Genomic DNA, 16,116 nt, shown 5'->3' on the forward strand with positions numbered 1-16,116 from the left:
ACTTTTATTTTGACGCTTGGAGCTTAGATTGCTTCTCGTGACGCTCCCGTTCTGATTTCACTAGATACTTTTTACGAAGTCTAACTGTGCTCGGAGTAATTTCACAATACTCATCATCATTAAGAAACTCAAGAGCTTCCTCCATCGTTAACAAACGTGGTGCTTTAAGCTTAACTGTCTCTTCTTTTGTAGCTGAGCGAATGTTATTTGCTGCCTTCATTTTACAAACATTTACTGTTAGGTCATTATCACGTGAATGCTCTCCAACAATCATGCCCTCATACACCTCTGTACCCGGTACAATAAACATCGTTCCACGATCCTCTACGTTCAGTAGACCATACGTATTCGCAGTTCCTGTTTCGTGGGCAATCAAAGCACCAAAGCGCCTTCCGCCAAGCTGTGTTCTAACAACCGCACGATAAGAGTCAAAGGAATGGGTCATAATTCCATATCCACGAGTCTGTGTTAGAAACTCAGTACGATAGCCGATCAAACCTCTGGAAGGAACAATAAACTCTAAACGCACTTGACCAAATCCATTATTAATCATGTTCACCATTTCCGCTTTTCTTGTTCCAAGGGTTTCCATAATGGCTCCCGTGTACTCCTCAGGAACATCAGCAATCAAACGCTCGTAGGGCTCCATTTTTTGCCCATCTATCTCTTTAATAATAACCTCTGGCTTAGAAACCTGTAGCTCAAAGCCCTCTCGTCGCATGTTTTCTATTAGAATGGAAAGATGTAGCTCCCCTCTTCCAGAAACAGTGAACACCTCTGGGCTGTTCGTTTCTTCTACTCTTAAGCTAACATCCGTTTCAAGCTCTTTAAACAAACGATCACGTAGCTTTCTAGACGTTACATGCTTACCGTCACGTCCTGCAAAAGGGCTGTTATTCACTAGGAATGTCATCTTTAATGTAGGCTCATCTATCGTTAGTAATGGTAAAGCCTCCTGTGTAGCAGGATCACACACTGTTTCCCCAACATTAATATCCTCTAAGCCTGCAACAGCTACGATATCCCCAGCTGTAGCCTCTTCAATCTCAATTCTCTTCAAGCCTAAGAAACCAAAGAGCTTGGTTACACGGAAGTTCTTAACCTTCCCTTCCCTTGTTAAAACAACAATAGGTTGATTAATACGCATGTTTCCACGGTGAATACGACCGATACCAATACGTCCAAGGTATTCATTGTAATCTAACATCGTAACTTGGAACTGTAATGGTGCTGATTGTTCTAAGTTTGGTGCCGGAATATGCTCTATAATCGTTTCAAATAGATCTTTCATATCTGGACCTTGTTGTTCATGATCTAAGCTAGATGTCCCTGCTAAGGCAGATGCGTAGACAACTGGAAATTCCAATTGCTCTTCATCAGCATCAAGATCAATAAATAAATCAAGTACCTCGTCTACGACTTCCTTTGGTCTTGAATTTTCTCTGTCAATTTTATTTACGACTACGATAGGTGTTAGCTTGTGCTCTAAAGCCTTTTTGAGAACGAATCTTGTTTGTGGCATACAGCCTTCAAAAGCATCAACAACAAGTAAAACCCCATCAACCATTTTCAGGATACGCTCTACCTCTCCACTAAAATCAGCATGGCCTGGTGTATCTAAGATATTAATTCTGTTTTCGCTGTAATGAATAGCTGTCGTTTTAGCTAAAATCGTAATCCCGCGTTCGCGCTCTAAATCATTGGAATCCATCATTCGATCTGAAAGCTGCTCATGCTCTTTAAACGTTCCAGATTGCTTTAGCATTTGGTCAACCAATGTAGTTTTACCATGATCGACGTGAGCAATGATCGCAATATTTCTTAAGTCGTCTCTTTTGTTCATTCGTTATTTTCTTCTCCTTTGATGTAAACATCTATATTGATCATGTCATAAAAAGACATTTTTTGCTTAAAACGTTCCTTAACAAGTTTACACTTCTAAGCAACTGATGGCAACTCATTTCACATCTGTTATACTAGGATCATAGAAATTTTTAAAAATCTTTACTCAGGGTTTATATAATGGAGGCTTGTCATGAATAGAAAAGTCATTTCACTATTGTTTGCACTAGCTGCTGTAAGCTGCTTTGTGTTAGCAGGAATTTTTGTGGCTGAGAGAAGTGTTTTAGGTGTGATTTTATCCTTATTAGCATCTGTTGTGGTGATGGGCGTGGGGTTTTCCTTCAAAAAGAAATTTAGGCTTCAGGATGAGAATAGATCCAAGTCTTAAGTATGCATAAAAAAGCCAGGATTGCTATTTCCAGAATCCTGGCTTTTTTAAAAAATACCCGTAACTTCTTAAATTCTTCATAGCTTCAATTAGTCGTTCTATAAGACTCTTTCAGCACAAGTAAGACTCTTATTAGGCTTTTCTGTGTACCTCTACACCACTGTCTTCCTCTAATAGACGGATGATCGCCGAAATATCCTGCTTCCCGTAACCTCGGGCTGTCACTTCAGCAATAATTTCTTCAGCTAGCTTTCCTAAGTCTGCATTAACCTCTAGCTCAGTCGCTAGCTCAGTGGCTAATTTCATATCCTTATGAAGAAGATCCACCATAAAGCGCTGCTTAAAATCTCTATCCTGAATCAAGTCAATCGTTCGATCTATCATAAATGAATGACCAGTACTTGCTTTAATAATTTTGTGTATTAGAGCTGGATTTATCCCGGCTTTCGCTCCCATCACAAACGCTTCAGATAAAGCAGCAGTGTGAATGCCCACCAGCATATTATTAAGAAGCTTGACCACACTTCCAGAGCCCACCTGCCCCACGAATTCAATCGTCTTACCCATCTTTTCTAAGACCGGTAAAGCTTGATCAAACGCAGCTTGCTCCCCACCACACATAATCGTTAGGGTTCCTGCTTCAGCTCCCATTGGTCCACCACTTAAAGGAGCATCTAAAAACGAGCCGCCTTTTTGACGGACAACCTGGTCTTGCTTACGATTAAGTTCAGGTGACACCGTGCTAAAATCAAAGACTAGCTTATTGTTTAAGTCAGCTTGTACGATCCCATTTTCTCCAAAATATACGAGTTCAACAGAATCTAAGCTAGGTAGGCAGGTCATCACCATATCCACTTTTTCAGCTAAATCCTGTGGATGATTAGCTTCTTTAGCGCCCCAAGCAATTGCTTGTTCTATAGGCTGACGGCTCCTTGATACCACCCAGGTTTCATAGCCTGCATGAATAAGGTGCTTAACCATAGGTAAACCCATCGTCCCTAATCCTATATAACCTACTTTCACGATAAAGTCCTCCTATCCAAATTTAATTAGCTAGCGATACTAAACCTTTAAACTATATTTGGGTATATCTGATGAAAGTAAAAAGTTTTCCATAATCTCTTGATGTAGTTTAGGACTTGCTGCAAAAACGGTTGTGCGCTTGGCACTAATAGATAATGGTTGGTTATCAATTGTTGTCACCTTTGCCCCAACCTCTTCTAATATGGCTACTCCACCAGCATAATCCCATGGAGATAAGCGTAAGCTTACAGAGCCATCAAAGCGTCCACAGGCTACATAGGCTAGCTCTAAGGCTGCTGAGCCAACAGAACGTACTGCACGTGCATGCCTAACTAGCGATTGGAATCTTGCATGATCAAAAATTTCATTTGACGTAAGCCATAACGCATTTATCCCTAGAACAGATTCTTCTACTGTTGTTTCCGAAAGCAGGGGAAGTTTCTTACCATTATGATAAGCCCCTTCTCCTTTTTGTGCATAAAAGCATTCATCCTGTATTGGGTCATATATGATCCCAATCATAGGAGTACCTTTGACAAAAATGCCGATGGAGATGGAAAAATCCTTTTTTTGATGGACAAAGTTAGTGGTTCCATCAATCGGGTCTATAATCCATACCGTTTCCTTCTCAGGCTGGAATTCCTGTCCGGAAGCTATCCCCTCTTCCCCTAATATAAAATGTTTTGGGTAAAATTCATTAATTCTTTCAACAAAAAATTGTTCTATCGCTTTGTCTTTCTCTGTTACTAAATCTGCTGCAGATGTTTTATATTCTACAACAATCTGATCTTGAAGAGTTTCTCGTAATTGTCTTCCTGCCTCTAATGTCCATTCCTTAGCATGCTCAAATATCGCTTTAAAAGTTCCACTATTCAAATTATTTCCTCCTCTAAGGCACTCCTATATGCTTCTTTTCTTCTAATGTTACCACACTCTTTCGTGCCTGATAAGAACTACGCACCTAAGGCATAGTATTAGGATGATTTTCTATTTTAGAAAAGCTCTGAGATTATTACAAAGATAAATAAGTTGTCTAGTCCATTAAAATAAAAGTAGCGTCCCTTTCCAACCTTTTAGGGACGCTACCTATTGATCTATTTCATTTTGACAATCGTTCACCTTTGACCTCCGATAGAGTATGCTTCTAGCAACATCATTTCCTTGCTTAATTCCATTAGCCTTTGCTTACATATATCCATTTTTGGTATATCCTCATCAATCATGGCATCATGTAAATTAACTAACTCATAATCAATTTCCATCCGTAACACAGGAATTCTTCTTTCTGCATGATCCCTTTTAAACACTCCAATGACTTGTTCCATGGTTACGTCACTTCCTCTCTACTTTTAATATTCAGAAAATTTATTTGTTAATATATATTATTATGCATGGCTCCTTTTTGCAATAACAATTTTTACTTATTATTATTTTTTGTTATATTTATCTAGTACCCAGAATGATGGCGAACATAAACAAAAGGACAAACCTTCCTCATTAGAAAGGAGAATGAACAATGACATTTACAGGCTTTACTCAGCAGGATTTTGATGTTTTTCATATAGAAGGTTTAGATGAACGTATGGCAGCCTTAATTAAGCTAATTCGCCCTAAGCTTGAAGAACTAGGCACAAGGCTTCAGAAGCCCTTATCTGAGCTTGTAGGAGAGGAAATGTTTCCTCATGTGGCTAAGCATGCGCGGCGAACAGTCAATCCCCCTAACGATACCTGGGTAGCTTGGGCAAATAATAAACGTGGTTATAAGCAGCACCCCCACTTTCAAGTTGGTATGTGGGAGAGTCATCTATTTGTTTGGTTCGCTTTAATTTATGAATGTCCTACAAAACAGGATTTTGCAAAGGTTGCGCTTAAAGAAGCAGCCACTATTTATAAGCAAATCCCTGACAGCTTTGTTTGGTCTATTGATCATATGAGACCAGAGGCGATTCCCCAGTCTGAATTGAAACAGAAGGATGTAAAAGAAATGCTCATAAGATTGCGAGATGTCAAAAAAGCAGAGCTTCTTTGCGGCATTCATATTGATCGCCATGATCCCATTTTAACGGACGGAGCTGCTTTGGAGGATAAGATACTAGATACCTTTGAGCAGTTGAGTGCTCTATATAAATTATCTCTTCGTGTAAGGGTTTAATATTAAAGGTATTCATAAAGTCTAAGCATCGGTAAAAAGAAATAGTTTATTCCTATTATTTGTGCTTGCTTTCTTCCTTGATTTTGATATACTCATTTTTGTTTGTTTTAATTCTATAATACGTTTATATAGAAAGGTGGGGGAGAATTGTCTAAAACACTGAATCATCATGAGACTCCTCTTTTTACAGGTGTGACTAATCACGCCAAAAAGAATCCTATCCAATTTCATATTCCTGGTCATAAAAAAGGGGCAGGGATGAATCCTGATTTCCGGGAATTTATCGGTGAGAATGCCCTTTCCATTGACCTTATTAATATTGGTCCTTTGGATGACTTGCATCATCCAAAAGGAATGATTAAGGAGGCGCAGGAATTAGCTGCCGATGCTTTCGGCGCTGACTATACCTTTTTTAATGTGCAAGGGACAAGCGGAGCCATTATGACCATGATTCTATCTGTTTGTAGCCCTGGTGATAAAATTATCATTCCTAGAAACGTCCATAAATCCATTTCTACCGCTATCATTCTAGCTGGCGCTATTCCAGTATTTATTCATCCTGTGATGGACAAAAGACTAGGGATTGCTCATGGGATTACAACGTCAGCTGTGCGTACAGCCCTTGAACAGAACCCTGATGCGAAAGCTGTGCTTGTGATTAACCCTACTTATTTTGGTGTCGCCGCGAACCTTAAGGAAATTGTTGAAGTTGCGCACTCCTTTTCCGTACCAGTACTGGTTGATGAAGCCCATGGAGTGCATATTCACTTTCATCAAGATCTCCCTATGTCCGCCATGGAGGCTGGTGCAGATATGGCCGCTACTAGTGTGCATAAGCTTGGCGGCTCCATGACTCAAAGCTCGGTACTAAACGTGCGTGGGAAGCTCATCTCCCCTAAACGAATTCAAACGGTTATGAGCATGCTAACAACAACATCGACCTCCTATCTCCTGCTTTCTTCTTTAGATGTAGCAAGAAAACAGCTGGTTTTACATGGGAAAGAAATGGTTTCTACGGCGATTGAGCTTGCCGATTGGGCACGCTCTGAAATCAACTTACTTGCTCCTCTATACTGTATGGGAGATGAAATTGTCGGTCGAGATGAATCTACTTTCGATTTAGACCCTACAAAGCTATTAATCCATGTTAGGGATCTAGGTATGACTGGATTTGAAGTAGAGAATTGGCTACGGGACACTCAGAATATCGAAGTTGAGATGAGTGATTTATATAATATTCTATGCTTAGTCACTCCTGGGGATACGAAGGACAGTGTCAATTCATTAGTTCAGGCATTAAAGCAATTGGTTGAATACGCGGCAAGGCAAGATTCTAGCCATGTTAATGGACCTGAAATTGAACTTCCAAAAATACCACGACTAGCTATGACGCCTAGAGATGCATTTTATGCGGAGACAGAGCTTGTTCCTTTCCACCAATCTCATGGTCGCATTATTGCTGAATTTATTATGGTTTATCCACCAGGAATTCCTGTATTACTTCCTGGTGAGATTATTACCCAGGAAAACCTTGATTACATTCAATATAATTTGGAGGTTGGGCTACCTGTTCAAGGCCCAGAGGATTTTGACTTTAGATATTTACGTGTCATTAAGGTGCACCAAGCTATTACTTAATAGTCAATTCTTCAGTCAAACGAAGCATTTCTATAAGAAAAGCTTCTATTGAAGCCTTTCGAAGAATTCATCTATTCTATCAAAAAAGAGGAGGGATTATGTGTGTCTTACGACAGATGTCCCTCCTCTTTCTGCTTATTTAAAGCATCTAGCTATTGTACATATATTTTATTACCTATTCTTCTTTTTCAATGGCTTACTAAAATGAGTTAGTATGAGCGATTCCTTTTACTTCTTTCACACTGTACTGCTCTTCCCCACTACATTGGTGACAATTAGGACATACTCCATAGAGCGTAGAAACCTTTTCATCCTCGTACTGAGCAATTGTTCTTCCACACGTTTGGCAGATAATTGTACCCAAGGTATCCCTCCTGTTTTTGTAAGCGTTTTAATTATGTTATACTAATAATATAATAGTGTATAACATTTATGTCAATAGGCAGATATAGAGATATACTGTATTATCTCTGTATCTTTTTTTGTCACCGATTTGTCTCCCTTTTTTCTTTCTATTTTAACGTTTAAGAAAGTATAAAATTTGATACCCTATTTTCTTCAAATTTTATACTTTCTGACGGCAAGAAAAGCTTCCTCTAATGATGGACTAGACAACTTCTTCGAGTGGGCTTCAATAGAAGCTTTTCTTATTGTATTCCTATGCTGATAATGCTACGATATTAACAGGAGTTTGGTTAATCAGGAGGGATTGTTTTGGGACAGAGTGCCTATATTAGACTAGTTGACGCTTCTACAACACAAACTGTTCAATTGCAGGATATTAAGGATAAGTTTCATCGCTACATAGATATGACAACAAAAACGGGCAATCAGCTAGATTGGGGATACGCCGAAGCCGCGTTTCCCTATACCTTAGTCGAGAAGCCTGAAGGGAAAGATCACTGGTTTTATTTAAAGGGAAGTAATCCTTTATATAAATATATTGTTGTTGGAGTAGGAACAGACCAAGCAAATCAGGCTGAGGGTGGCGAACAAGCTGAAGAATCTCAGTTCATCCAAGTGGTTCTACCTGATGGGGCAACACATGGTGATAAATCAAAGGCTAATGAATTTTGCAAGTACTTAGCTAAGGAATTTAAGGCTCAGTTGGATTTATTTAATGGCCGCCGGATGTATTATTACCCTCGTAAGCCTTAAGAATTTCAGATGATATTTCTTCAGTTAATCTGAGCTAATAGCTTCATAAAAGCTATGAAAATCGAAGCACTAAGAGCATAAAAATAATCTAAAAAAGCTGGGTGATAGTTACCCAGCTTTTTTAGATATGTTCCGTTCATCCGGCAAGGCAAATTGGATGATTGAATGCTTTTATCTTTAGATAAGCTCAGATTCCTTTTGTGTAAAAATGATCAATAGGCTTAATCTTTTTAAATCAAAGTAAAACCAGTTCGCTTATGTGGAAACTAATTCATATATTAGTGCCTTTAGCTCCTTCTTTGAACAATCATAATCATCATTCAACCATCTTCTTAACACATGAACAATGCCACTACTATAAAAATCAATTAATACTTTGGGATTAGGAAAATTATTGATTCTCTCTGAAATGATCAAGTTATTATTCTGAGCTTCAACTAGTATAAAATCACTTAATAAATTCACAAAGTCAGTAGAAAACTCATCATTTGATAAAATATTCTTTATAAACCGCTTATTTTCGTCTATATAATCTACGACGAAGTTATATATAGCCTCACCATTGCTTTCCTCTCTCATTTGGTTAAAGAGAATAGGTAAGATCTCTCTCATCAAATCATATTTATCGTTATAGTAGCGATAAAATGAACTACGGTGTATTTTACTTTGCATGCATATATCATTTATTGTAATGGATTTAAATGTTTTTTTGTTTAATAACTCTCGAAATGCAATCAATATGAACGATCGGGTTCTTTCCGTTGTCTGATTGCTCAAGACTTTCCCGCCTCCCTCAACATCTGTCTATATTATAGAACTTTTTATGCTAGAGCTAGAATAATGATTTCTTTAATGGTGCATTCTCTTTCTTTATCCCTTGAATGATGCTTGTTATGATTGCACCACCGATTGCTAAGCCTAGTAGTCCAAGGAGATACGGTAGCACCGAATTCCCACCGAATAGACCTATAAAATTCGCTTGATTTGCATAGTATGCTGGTGAAATATGGCTTAGCCATTGCATCACTTTATAATTCGCTTCATAAGGAATAACACCGGCTCCAGCAATAACTTGGATTAATAAGAAAGTTAAATTGAACAACATACCAGGCTGTCCTAATAGCATCGTCGATATCGTAAAAATTTGGATTGCCGCTAATGTCAATAATGACAATGTACCCCAAACGGTTATAAATGACCCTAGTCCATAGTTCTCCAAAGCAAATAAGATACCTAAGCTCGGTAATGAGCCAATTAAGGCAAAAGTTAGTATCGCTAACTGCATAGAACCATATGCTTTCCACTTCCCTATTTGGGGACGCATGCGGTCAAGGGAGCTCACAATAAACATGGAAAAAATCATGGACCCAACATTAGCCGCAATCGTTAATAAAATTGGAGCCATTTGATTATGCATTCCTTGTCTTTGCTCATTAATGATCGTTATGTTAGGCTCAAATTGATTCTTAGCCATGTCAGCCATTCCGATAGCTTGCTCCTCAGGAATATTTAGATGAACTAGCATTTCTTCAATAAAGCTAGTCTCAAATTGATTTGCTAATATCGATGAAATCTCTTGAACAACCGATGACATTGTAGTTGAAACAAGCGATGGGTTTGCTTGGTTAATCGTAAAATTGATCGTAGTTTTTTTATCTTCACTAATCAGATTTTCCGTGAAGTCTTGTGGGATATGGATTAACAGGTAAATATCTCTGTCCTCTAACGAACGCTGTGCTTCTTCTAGACTCCTATTTGTTTCTACGACAAAGGGTAACTCTTCTAGCATCTGCTTTTCAATTTCTGCGCCATAGTTAGTATCCTCATTTACAATTCCTACCCGTAAATTAGATATGTTTTGAGGCATTGCTGAATAGGCAGGAAGGAATATACCCATCATTATGACCTGATACACTAGAACACCCACAAATGCTAAAATTGTTGATTTTTGAGTAAAAAATGCTTTAAGTGAATTCATCATTGAACCTCCTCGTTTTCTCTAATTAAGATAATAGACATTGAGGTCCTACGGAAGATTCAATATGAATACACAGTCTCAAAATAAAACAATATGTTATAAATGTCTTATTTTTAAGTCGGAATTATTTGAGGATTGAAATAAGATAAAGGTAAGTTTTAACACTTACCTTTATTTCTATATTTTCTATTGGTTTCCTCTTATTTCTTCTTACTTATAATATCCCCAGCCTTATGCACTTGTCTCTAGCCTGAGCGTCCCTCTAAAGAAAAACATTAGTATAAAGATTTAGTTGTTGTTTCAATACTCCAACCGTTGTTTTTTAGTTTTTCCATGTACTCAACAGCAGTCATTTTTTCACTCTCTATGACTAAGGGTGTTAATGAAACAAGGCACTCATTTGAAGTGTAATTAATAGTTACTTTAGCTACCTCATATCCATTATGGAATCTTGAATCAAACCCCGGGTCATCAATGATATCGCCAACTACTGGTTTGATTTCAGATTCTATCGTTTTCGTTAGGATATTTGAGTTTTCTTTTGTTGGCTCATGGTGGACGGATGTCACAAAGATGATTAGTTTTATCTTCAAGCTTAATCTCCTCCTAACTCGTTTTACATACATGGTTGTAGGGGGTTATAAAATAATGGTACAACATATTTTTGGATTTAACCATTTTTTCAGAGTTGCTTATTGACTACAGTTTTAATCATTTATAGTGTCCACCAATTTTTGATGCTCGATCTCTGGCCTGACCAGCAGATTTTAAAGAAGATGCTCGCATAATAATACTATTCCCATACTTCTCTTTCATCCTATCTACAGCCCTCTCTAAGGCAAACTCTTCCTCGCGGTTATTGAAGAAGCTCAATTGATACTCTTTATCGCTTTGAAGTTGACTCAAGGTAACCCCTATTCTTCGAATCGGAAGACCATCCCAATGTCGATCAAATAATAAGGTCGCTACACGATATACTTCTTTGGTTAGATTGGTCGGGTCAAGTAGCTTCATCTGTCTATGGAACCCCGTAGGGTTGTCAAAATCAGCTCCAGCACAACCTACTGAAACAACCCATCCCATGTATCCTTTAGCTCTAGAACGCTGACATACTAACTCTGAAATCTCTAACAGGGGCACTAAAATTTGATCACGAGTATCATAATCATAGGGTAGTGTCATCTGGTGTCCGATCGCTTTTTGCTGATCATGAGTGGTGGGGTTGACTGGTGAGTTGTCATGCCCGTTAGCTATGAGCCATAAAACTTCTCCGTTAATGCCCCATTTTGCTTTTAGTCTTGCTAGTGGGAATTGGGCTAACTGTCCTATCGTCCGAATCCCCATCTTCTCTAGATGTCGGCTCATCCGAGAGCCTACCATAAACATTTTATGAATAGGTAAGGGCCAAAGGACCTTCGGTAGCTCATCCTGTTTTAGAAAAAAAATGCCTGAATCATTACGTTTGGCAAAATGATCACAGGCCATTTTAGCAATCGTTTTGGAATTTCCTATTCCTACTCTGGAATAAATGTTCGTTTCTTTCATTATTGTGATCTGAATCTTTTCCGCTATTTCCCAGGGAGCCCCGAAGAGCTGTTGACTCCCAGTAACATCCATAAACTGTTCGTCTATCGAATATGGTTCCACAAGATCTGTAAAACGCATGAAGATGTCTGTAATCGCCGAGGAAACATGAAGATAGTGCTGCATACGCGGGCGAACTACGACAGCCTGTGGGCATTTTTGCTGAGCCTCCCACAATCGTTCAGCATTCTTCACCCCGAACCGTTTAGCCAAAGGGCAGGCCGCTAGGACGACCCCACTTCTCCGCTCGGGATCACCTGAAACGATCACAGGCTTATTTCTCAAATATGGATTGTCAGCCTTTTCTACTGATGCATAGAAAGATTGCATATCAACAAGGAAAATGACTTTATCTTGCATGTTGCAACGACCCCCTCAAAAAAACGAACGTACTTTCGTATCCATATCATTATATGCGAAAGTACGTTCGTTTAATACTAGAAAATATTTACTTATCGTAGCATGATTAGCAAATAGAGAGGTCAAATATGTAAGTTTGATTAATCACTATTTATAAGGATAGGATGAATCCCTATCCTTCCTTGCTTAGTTTTCTAAATAGCGGTATAGTGTGGTTTTGCTAATTCCCGTTTCCGCTTTAATTTGGGCTAAGCTATATTGTTGGCTCTGATACATACTGATTGCACGTTTCACGTTCTCATCTGGCTTACGTGGTCGACCAGGCTTCACTCCTTTTTGCTTTGCTGCATATAAGCCGGTATCCATTGGAACTTTTGATTGGTCTTCCTTCACCTATTTGCGCAAAGCTCCAAAGACAGATTCCTTAGTAATGCTCACTACGGTAGGTGTTGTGGTCTACACACATGACCTTTCTAAAGGGGTATTTGCAGGGGTGATAATGAGTGCCATTTTCTTTATGGCCAAAATTTCTAAGCTGAAGGTTAAAAAGAAACAGCAGAATAGAGGGGATCGATACGAGGTTGTCGGTCAGTTATTTTTTGCTTCTGTAGAAGGGTTTGTTGATTCGTTTAATTTCAATGTTTCTGATTCTCGAATAGTCATTGACTTCTCAACCACATTCATACAAAAACCTAAGCAGAGACCACTGTAAAGGTCAATTACTCAGGTTTATTTCAAGCATATCGTTTATTTCCCTATTGTGGGGTGAAGTACAAGTTCGCTCAAGCCCCTGAATCCATCTAATGTAGAAAAGTACAAAAGGATTGGTCGCCTCACGCCATATGCGGATATGCAAAGGCTCACAAGCAGTTCGAACATGCCATGGTGTGGTCAAGGCTATTCAATTATTGTTAAATCTTTTTTGCTACTTTATTGAATTAATTCATGCTCTACTCCATATGGTTTTATCCAAAATCTAATAATAGGAACTTTATATACTATATTTATCCTATTACCAACTTGAAAAGCATTATACTCCATTCGGTCGTAATCAACTGTCTTAGGGTATTTTTTAGTGTCTAGCTGGATAGTAAAGATGCCAAAATCACTGTTCCCATCATATTTATATTCCTTAGCTATAACAGTTCCTACATCTGATTGAGTAATATCTAAGAATCCTTCAGCGGTTAAAATAATTAGAGCGCCAACTATAGTGAATAGTAAAACTTGCCTAACACTTTTCTTTTTCATGCTCTCATCCAACTCACGATTAGTATAGAACCTGAAACCATTATATCATAATTTCACCTATAAAAGGTTGGTGTATTTCTCACCAACCTTTTTACTTTACTGATATCTGTCTTGATCCCGAAACATCGGGTAACTGAAATTCTGATTATTAGTCCTTTCTATTTGATACGTACCATTACTATTTTTTCTCCATAAATTTGTTACAGAAGAATAGTCTTGAAAACGCATAGTTCCTACAGTTCGAATTCCTGTTATTCTTAACCACTCTTTTGCTCTTGGACATCTATAAATCACTCCTCCATCCTTCAACATACCTGCTTAATTTTTCTTGTAGCTCTGCCTTCACCACTGTCCACATCACGGAGAGCTGGTAATGGTAGCCCCGGCATAGATAGCTTACTGTCACCCCTACTTCATTCTTGCTTTGTTCATATACTCTAAGTCCTCGTGTATATAGACCTTTACGAATGGTTCTTAAATCTACGGTTGCCTGCTGCTGAACGTAGCTTAAGATGTTTACGTAAACGCTCACCATTTTTAAGGAGGCTCCCTGCAATAGATGTGTGTCTCGTTCTAAAATGTCTAGAAGGATAGGAAGAAGAATAAAATTTTTGATGAGCTTTAGATCTTCTTCTGTCTCCAACGGAGCCTTTTTCATAAATATCCTCCTCAAAAGAGAATGTATGTTCTGTTGTGTAATTATTATATGCGAATGTACGTTCTTTATACAATGGTAATTTTATTCAATCCAAACTGATAAACTTTAATAAGCGACTTGGCTCATACTTAGGTCGGATTTGCACCGCCTAGCAATTAATGGTTTGCTAGGCACGCGTAAAATAAAAAACCTGAGTCATAACCCATATTTAGGTCATGCTCAGGTCTATTTCTACTCTTTTTGGAGAAGTGAGAAGGATGTGATCTTTGTCATTGCAGACTCACAGACTTCCTGTTCAATCTAAAACAAATGCTGATAGGGAGTCACATCAATTTGTTTTTCACGTAGCTTCTTTTTCAGGAATTTATGGTCGCGTTTTGGGGTAGCTAAGATATAGCCTCTTATGATATATTCCTCGGTTAATTCTTCAGCTCCCTCTTCAAGCAAAAGCTCTCCAATCTTACCTGCTATCTTTCCTTTAGCCACATCTCTAAATAGCTCTGGAACAGGCTCAACTAGGTCATAAAGCAACTGCTTCTGCTTATCTCCCCAAAGATGGAGGGTTTTCTCAATATAATAATCCTGCCAATCCAGAATTGATTTACCGTCCTCTTTCGGTAAGCGCTTAAGGAACTTCCGAAACATAAAGTAGCCGCCAATTGACAGCAGGATAAATATAAAAACGGTCCACAGAACAATAAACCCCATAAACCAAGGGGACATGCGAATCACCTCAATCGTATTTGGCTATTATATTATCATAAAATAGATGTCTTAGGCGAATAAAGCAGTGATTTTTTTTAAGCTTTTGGATGAGTAAGAACTTTCTGTGTCAGTTTTGTCACATTTTCCTCAATATGGGCTATGAGTCTCTTTTTTTCTTTGACATACAAAAATACATCACCTATAATCAAAGGCAGTCAAGCACAAACTTACTTAATAAAATGAGAGTATAAGTATTACAACAAACAATGTTATTGAAAACAGGTTTTAAGTAAATTCATTGACTAAAAAGGGTGTGAAACATGTATACGTTTTTATTCCATTTACACACTGGTGCCTGGCCAGCTATGATTTTGATTTTCTTCGTTGTTTATTTTTTAATTCGTGCGCAGAAGGAGAAAATAAGCAAAATCCTGTCTATGGTTCTACGACTTGTGTATATCGCTATGCTCGGGTCAGGAGCAGGTATGGTCATAGAGCGATTTATAGAACTAGGATTTACCAGCAGCAATTTCATTTTCCTATTAAAAGGTGTACTAGCCTTTATGCTAATTGGAACAATGGAGGCTATCCATGGAAAAACGAAGCGTGGAGAGCGAGCAACTCCGATTTGGATCGTCTTTACGATCTTACTAATTACCGTACTTGTTTTGGGCTATCTCAAGCTATAAGCCTGTGAGGTTACTTAGCTTTTGGGAAAGAGTAGCCCCTATTACATAGAGGGAGGCTAACAGGTGGAAACAAACTGGATGACATTTGTGATCCCCTCAATCATTGCTATTATGATGGGTGCTATAGCTAGTTTTATACGAATGAAGGTAGCCAAAAAGCCCGTTTCGTTGAAAAAAATAGTCCTGCCCCCCTTGTTTATGTCAACGGGATTCCTCATGTTTCTCTATGCACCGACTAGACCCTCACCTATCTTGATATTAGAGGCTTTAAGTATAGGGACTGTATTTGCGATCGTATTAATTATCACAACGAAGTTTGAAGTACGCGATGGTTTTATTTACGTTCAACGCTCAAAGCTATTTATGTATATTCTAGTTGGACTTTTGTTAATAAGGGTTGGATTACGGATTTTTTTAGGACAAGAGCTGAATCCAGAAGAGCTTTCTGGATTATTTTATCTCATGGCTTATGCGATGATTATTCCTTGGAGAATTAGTATGCTGATCACCTATTTACAGCTACAAAGGAAAATCAAAACATCTGTTGGAGAGGTATAAAAAGCTATATTGAAAAAAGAGCTGTACTACATTCATATTGAACTGCCCCCTGTCAAGTAGACAGTGGAATAAATAAAAGCTTAACACCAATCATAATTATGTGGTTGGTGTTATTTTTAAGCTGCTAAACTT

General features: G+C 38.3%; 17 protein-coding genes and 3 pseudogenes. 7 read left to right on the top strand and 13 right to left on the bottom strand.

Translation table 11 applies throughout. The annotated features are described in order from the left end of the window. Positions 1 to 4 precede the first annotated feature (4 nt). Positions 5 to 1,843 carry a translational GTPase TypA gene (typA, locus tag J2S11_RS13900; protein WP_307395524.1) on the bottom strand — a complete coding sequence of 613 codons (1,839 nt, stop codon included), beginning with the start codon at positions 1,841 to 1,843 and terminating at the stop codon, positions 5 to 7. A 192-nt stretch (positions 1,844 to 2,035) separates the two neighbouring features. Between typA and J2S11_RS13905 the strand changes: the two genes are divergently transcribed. Further along, positions 2,036 to 2,230: a YlaF family protein gene (locus J2S11_RS13905; RefSeq protein WP_307395526.1), complete on the top strand. Its 195-nt coding sequence runs from the start codon at positions 2,036 to 2,038 to the stop codon at positions 2,228 to 2,230. Positions 2,231 to 2,362: 132 nt separating this feature from the next. Here J2S11_RS13905 and J2S11_RS13910 read toward each other — a convergent pair whose 3' ends face one another. The 3 genes from J2S11_RS13910 to J2S11_RS13920 all read right to left on the bottom strand — a co-directional run bounded on the left by J2S11_RS13910 (position 2,363) and on the right by J2S11_RS13920 (position 4,578). Next, positions 2,363 to 3,253 carry an NAD(P)-dependent oxidoreductase gene (locus tag J2S11_RS13910; RefSeq protein ID WP_307395528.1) on the bottom strand — a complete coding sequence of 297 codons (891 nt, stop codon included), beginning with the start codon at positions 3,251 to 3,253 and terminating at the stop codon, positions 2,363 to 2,365. A gap of 39 nt (positions 3,254 to 3,292) precedes the next feature. Next, entirely contained in the window at positions 3,293 to 4,129 is an 837-nt protein-coding gene (locus J2S11_RS13915) for an inositol monophosphatase family protein (protein WP_307395530.1), read from the bottom strand. A 239-nt stretch (positions 4,130 to 4,368) separates the two neighbouring features. Further along, a complete protein-coding gene (locus tag J2S11_RS13920; RefSeq protein WP_307395533.1) occupies positions 4,369 to 4,578 on the bottom strand; it encodes a hypothetical protein in 210 nt (69 codons plus the stop codon). Between the two features lie 191 nt (positions 4,579 to 4,769). Between J2S11_RS13920 and J2S11_RS13925 the strand changes: the two genes are divergently transcribed. Together J2S11_RS13925 and J2S11_RS13930 are read left to right on the top strand one after the other, a co-directional pair. Next, positions 4,770 to 5,405: a YktB family protein gene (locus J2S11_RS13925; RefSeq protein WP_307395535.1), complete on the top strand. Its 636-nt coding sequence runs from the start codon at positions 4,770 to 4,772 to the stop codon at positions 5,403 to 5,405. Between the two features lie 159 nt (positions 5,406 to 5,564). Continuing rightward, on the top strand, positions 5,565 to 7,043 hold the full coding sequence (locus J2S11_RS13930) for an aminotransferase class I/II-fold pyridoxal phosphate-dependent enzyme (RefSeq protein WP_307395574.1): 1,479 nt from the start codon (positions 5,565 to 5,567) through the stop codon (positions 7,041 to 7,043). Positions 7,044 to 7,293: 250 nt separating this feature from the next. Here J2S11_RS13930 and J2S11_RS13935 read toward each other — a convergent pair. Beyond that, positions 7,294 to 7,407 (bottom strand): annotated as a pseudogene (locus J2S11_RS13935) (GapA-binding peptide SR1P); the annotation flags it as partial. A 350-nt stretch (positions 7,408 to 7,757) separates the two neighbouring features. Between J2S11_RS13935 and J2S11_RS13940 the strand changes: the two are divergent. Beyond that, positions 7,758 to 8,201, top strand: a complete 444-nt coding sequence (locus J2S11_RS13940; RefSeq protein ID WP_307395537.1) for a DUF1885 family protein — start codon at positions 7,758 to 7,760, stop codon at positions 8,199 to 8,201. Between the two features lie 255 nt (positions 8,202 to 8,456). On the opposite strand, the gene J2S11_RS13945 is transcribed toward J2S11_RS13940, so the two are convergent. The 5 genes and pseudogenes from J2S11_RS13945 to J2S11_RS13965 form a co-directional block, all read right to left on the bottom strand. Then, on the bottom strand, positions 8,457 to 8,978 hold the full coding sequence (locus tag J2S11_RS13945) for a TetR/AcrR family transcriptional regulator (RefSeq protein WP_307395539.1): 522 nt from the start codon (positions 8,976 to 8,978) through the stop codon (positions 8,457 to 8,459). Between the two features lie 55 nt (positions 8,979 to 9,033). After that, a complete protein-coding gene (locus tag J2S11_RS13950) occupies positions 9,034 to 10,179 on the bottom strand; it encodes a YhgE/Pip domain-containing protein (protein ID WP_307395542.1) in 1,146 nt (381 codons plus the stop codon). Positions 10,180 to 10,454: 275 nt separating this feature from the next. After that, positions 10,455 to 10,772 carry a hypothetical protein gene (locus J2S11_RS13955; RefSeq protein ID WP_307395544.1) on the bottom strand — a complete coding sequence of 106 codons (318 nt, stop codon included), beginning with the start codon at positions 10,770 to 10,772 and terminating at the stop codon, positions 10,455 to 10,457. A gap of 118 nt (positions 10,773 to 10,890) precedes the next feature. Continuing rightward, positions 10,891 to 12,123, bottom strand: coding sequence for a DNA polymerase IV (locus J2S11_RS13960; RefSeq protein WP_307395546.1), 1,233 nt, complete (start codon positions 12,121 to 12,123; stop codon positions 10,891 to 10,893). A 186-nt stretch (positions 12,124 to 12,309) separates the two neighbouring features. Beyond that, positions 12,310 to 12,480: pseudogene (locus tag J2S11_RS13965) on the bottom strand (helix-turn-helix domain-containing protein); the annotation flags it as partial. Between the two features lies 1 nt (position 12,481). Here J2S11_RS13965 and J2S11_RS13970 point away from each other — a divergent pair. Further along, positions 12,482 to 12,808 (top strand): annotated as a pseudogene (locus tag J2S11_RS13970) (SulP family inorganic anion transporter); the annotation flags it as partial. Positions 12,809 to 13,053: 245 nt separating this feature from the next. On the opposite strand, the gene J2S11_RS13975 reads toward J2S11_RS13970, so the two are convergent. The 3 genes from J2S11_RS13975 to J2S11_RS13985 all read right to left on the bottom strand — a co-directional run bounded on the left by J2S11_RS13975 (position 13,054) and on the right by J2S11_RS13985 (position 14,755). Continuing rightward, the gene (locus tag J2S11_RS13975; protein ID WP_307395548.1) at positions 13,054 to 13,374 is read right to left on the bottom strand and encodes a hypothetical protein; all 321 of its coding nucleotides are present in this window, start codon (positions 13,372 to 13,374) and stop codon (positions 13,054 to 13,056) included. Positions 13,375 to 13,657: 283 nt separating this feature from the next. Continuing rightward, complete coding sequence (locus J2S11_RS13980; protein WP_307395550.1) at positions 13,658 to 14,032, bottom strand: YhjD family protein; 375 nt, start codon at positions 14,030 to 14,032, stop codon at positions 13,658 to 13,660. A 300-nt stretch (positions 14,033 to 14,332) separates the two neighbouring features. Continuing rightward, positions 14,333 to 14,755, bottom strand: coding sequence for a DUF2621 family protein (locus J2S11_RS13985; protein WP_307395552.1), 423 nt, complete (start codon positions 14,753 to 14,755; stop codon positions 14,333 to 14,335). A gap of 302 nt (positions 14,756 to 15,057) precedes the next feature. Between J2S11_RS13985 and J2S11_RS13990 the strand changes: the two genes are divergently transcribed. Continuing rightward, on the top strand, positions 15,058 to 15,426 hold the full coding sequence (locus tag J2S11_RS13990; protein WP_307395554.1) for a DUF1516 family protein: 369 nt from the start codon (positions 15,058 to 15,060) through the stop codon (positions 15,424 to 15,426). 63 nt (positions 15,427 to 15,489) lie between these two features. Continuing rightward, positions 15,490 to 15,984: a CcdC family protein gene (locus J2S11_RS13995; protein ID WP_307395555.1), complete on the top strand. Its 495-nt coding sequence runs from the start codon at positions 15,490 to 15,492 to the stop codon at positions 15,982 to 15,984. Positions 15,985 to 16,116: the final 132 nt, after the last annotated feature.

This window comes from Bacillus horti (genome assembly GCF_030813115.1).
GTDB classification, from domain to species: domain Bacteria; phylum Bacillota; class Bacilli; order Caldalkalibacillales; family JCM-10596; genus Bacillus_CH; species Bacillus_CH horti.

Bases quoted from the DNA above. Each gene is read 5' to 3' on its own strand.
- typA (WP_307395524.1), bottom strand. From the start codon at position 1,843: ATGAACAAAAGAGACGACTTAAGAAATATTGCGATCATTGCTCACGTC.
- J2S11_RS13905 (WP_307395526.1), top strand. From the start codon at position 2,036: ATGAATAGAAAAGTCATTTCACTATTGTTTGCACTAGCTGCTGTAAGC.
- J2S11_RS13920 (WP_307395533.1), bottom strand. From the start codon at position 4,578: ATGGAACAAGTCATTGGAGTGTTTAAAAGGGATCATGCAGAAAGAAGA.
- J2S11_RS13925 (WP_307395535.1), top strand. From the start codon at position 4,770: ATGACATTTACAGGCTTTACTCAGCAGGATTTTGATGTTTTTCATATA.
- J2S11_RS13950 (WP_307395542.1), bottom strand. From the start codon at position 10,179: ATGAATTCACTTAAAGCATTTTTTACTCAAAAATCAACAATTTTAGCA.
- J2S11_RS13960 (WP_307395546.1), bottom strand. From the start codon at position 12,123: ATGCAAGATAAAGTCATTTTCCTTGTTGATATGCAATCTTTCTATGCA.
- J2S11_RS13975 (WP_307395548.1), bottom strand. From the start codon at position 13,374: ATGAAAAAGAAAAGTGTTAGGCAAGTTTTACTATTCACTATAGTTGGC.
- J2S11_RS13980 (WP_307395550.1), bottom strand. From the start codon at position 14,032: ATGAAAAAGGCTCCGTTGGAGACAGAAGAAGATCTAAAGCTCATCAAA.
- J2S11_RS13985 (WP_307395552.1), bottom strand. From the start codon at position 14,755: ATGTCCCCTTGGTTTATGGGGTTTATTGTTCTGTGGACCGTTTTTATA.
- J2S11_RS13990 (WP_307395554.1), top strand. From the start codon at position 15,058: ATGTATACGTTTTTATTCCATTTACACACTGGTGCCTGGCCAGCTATG.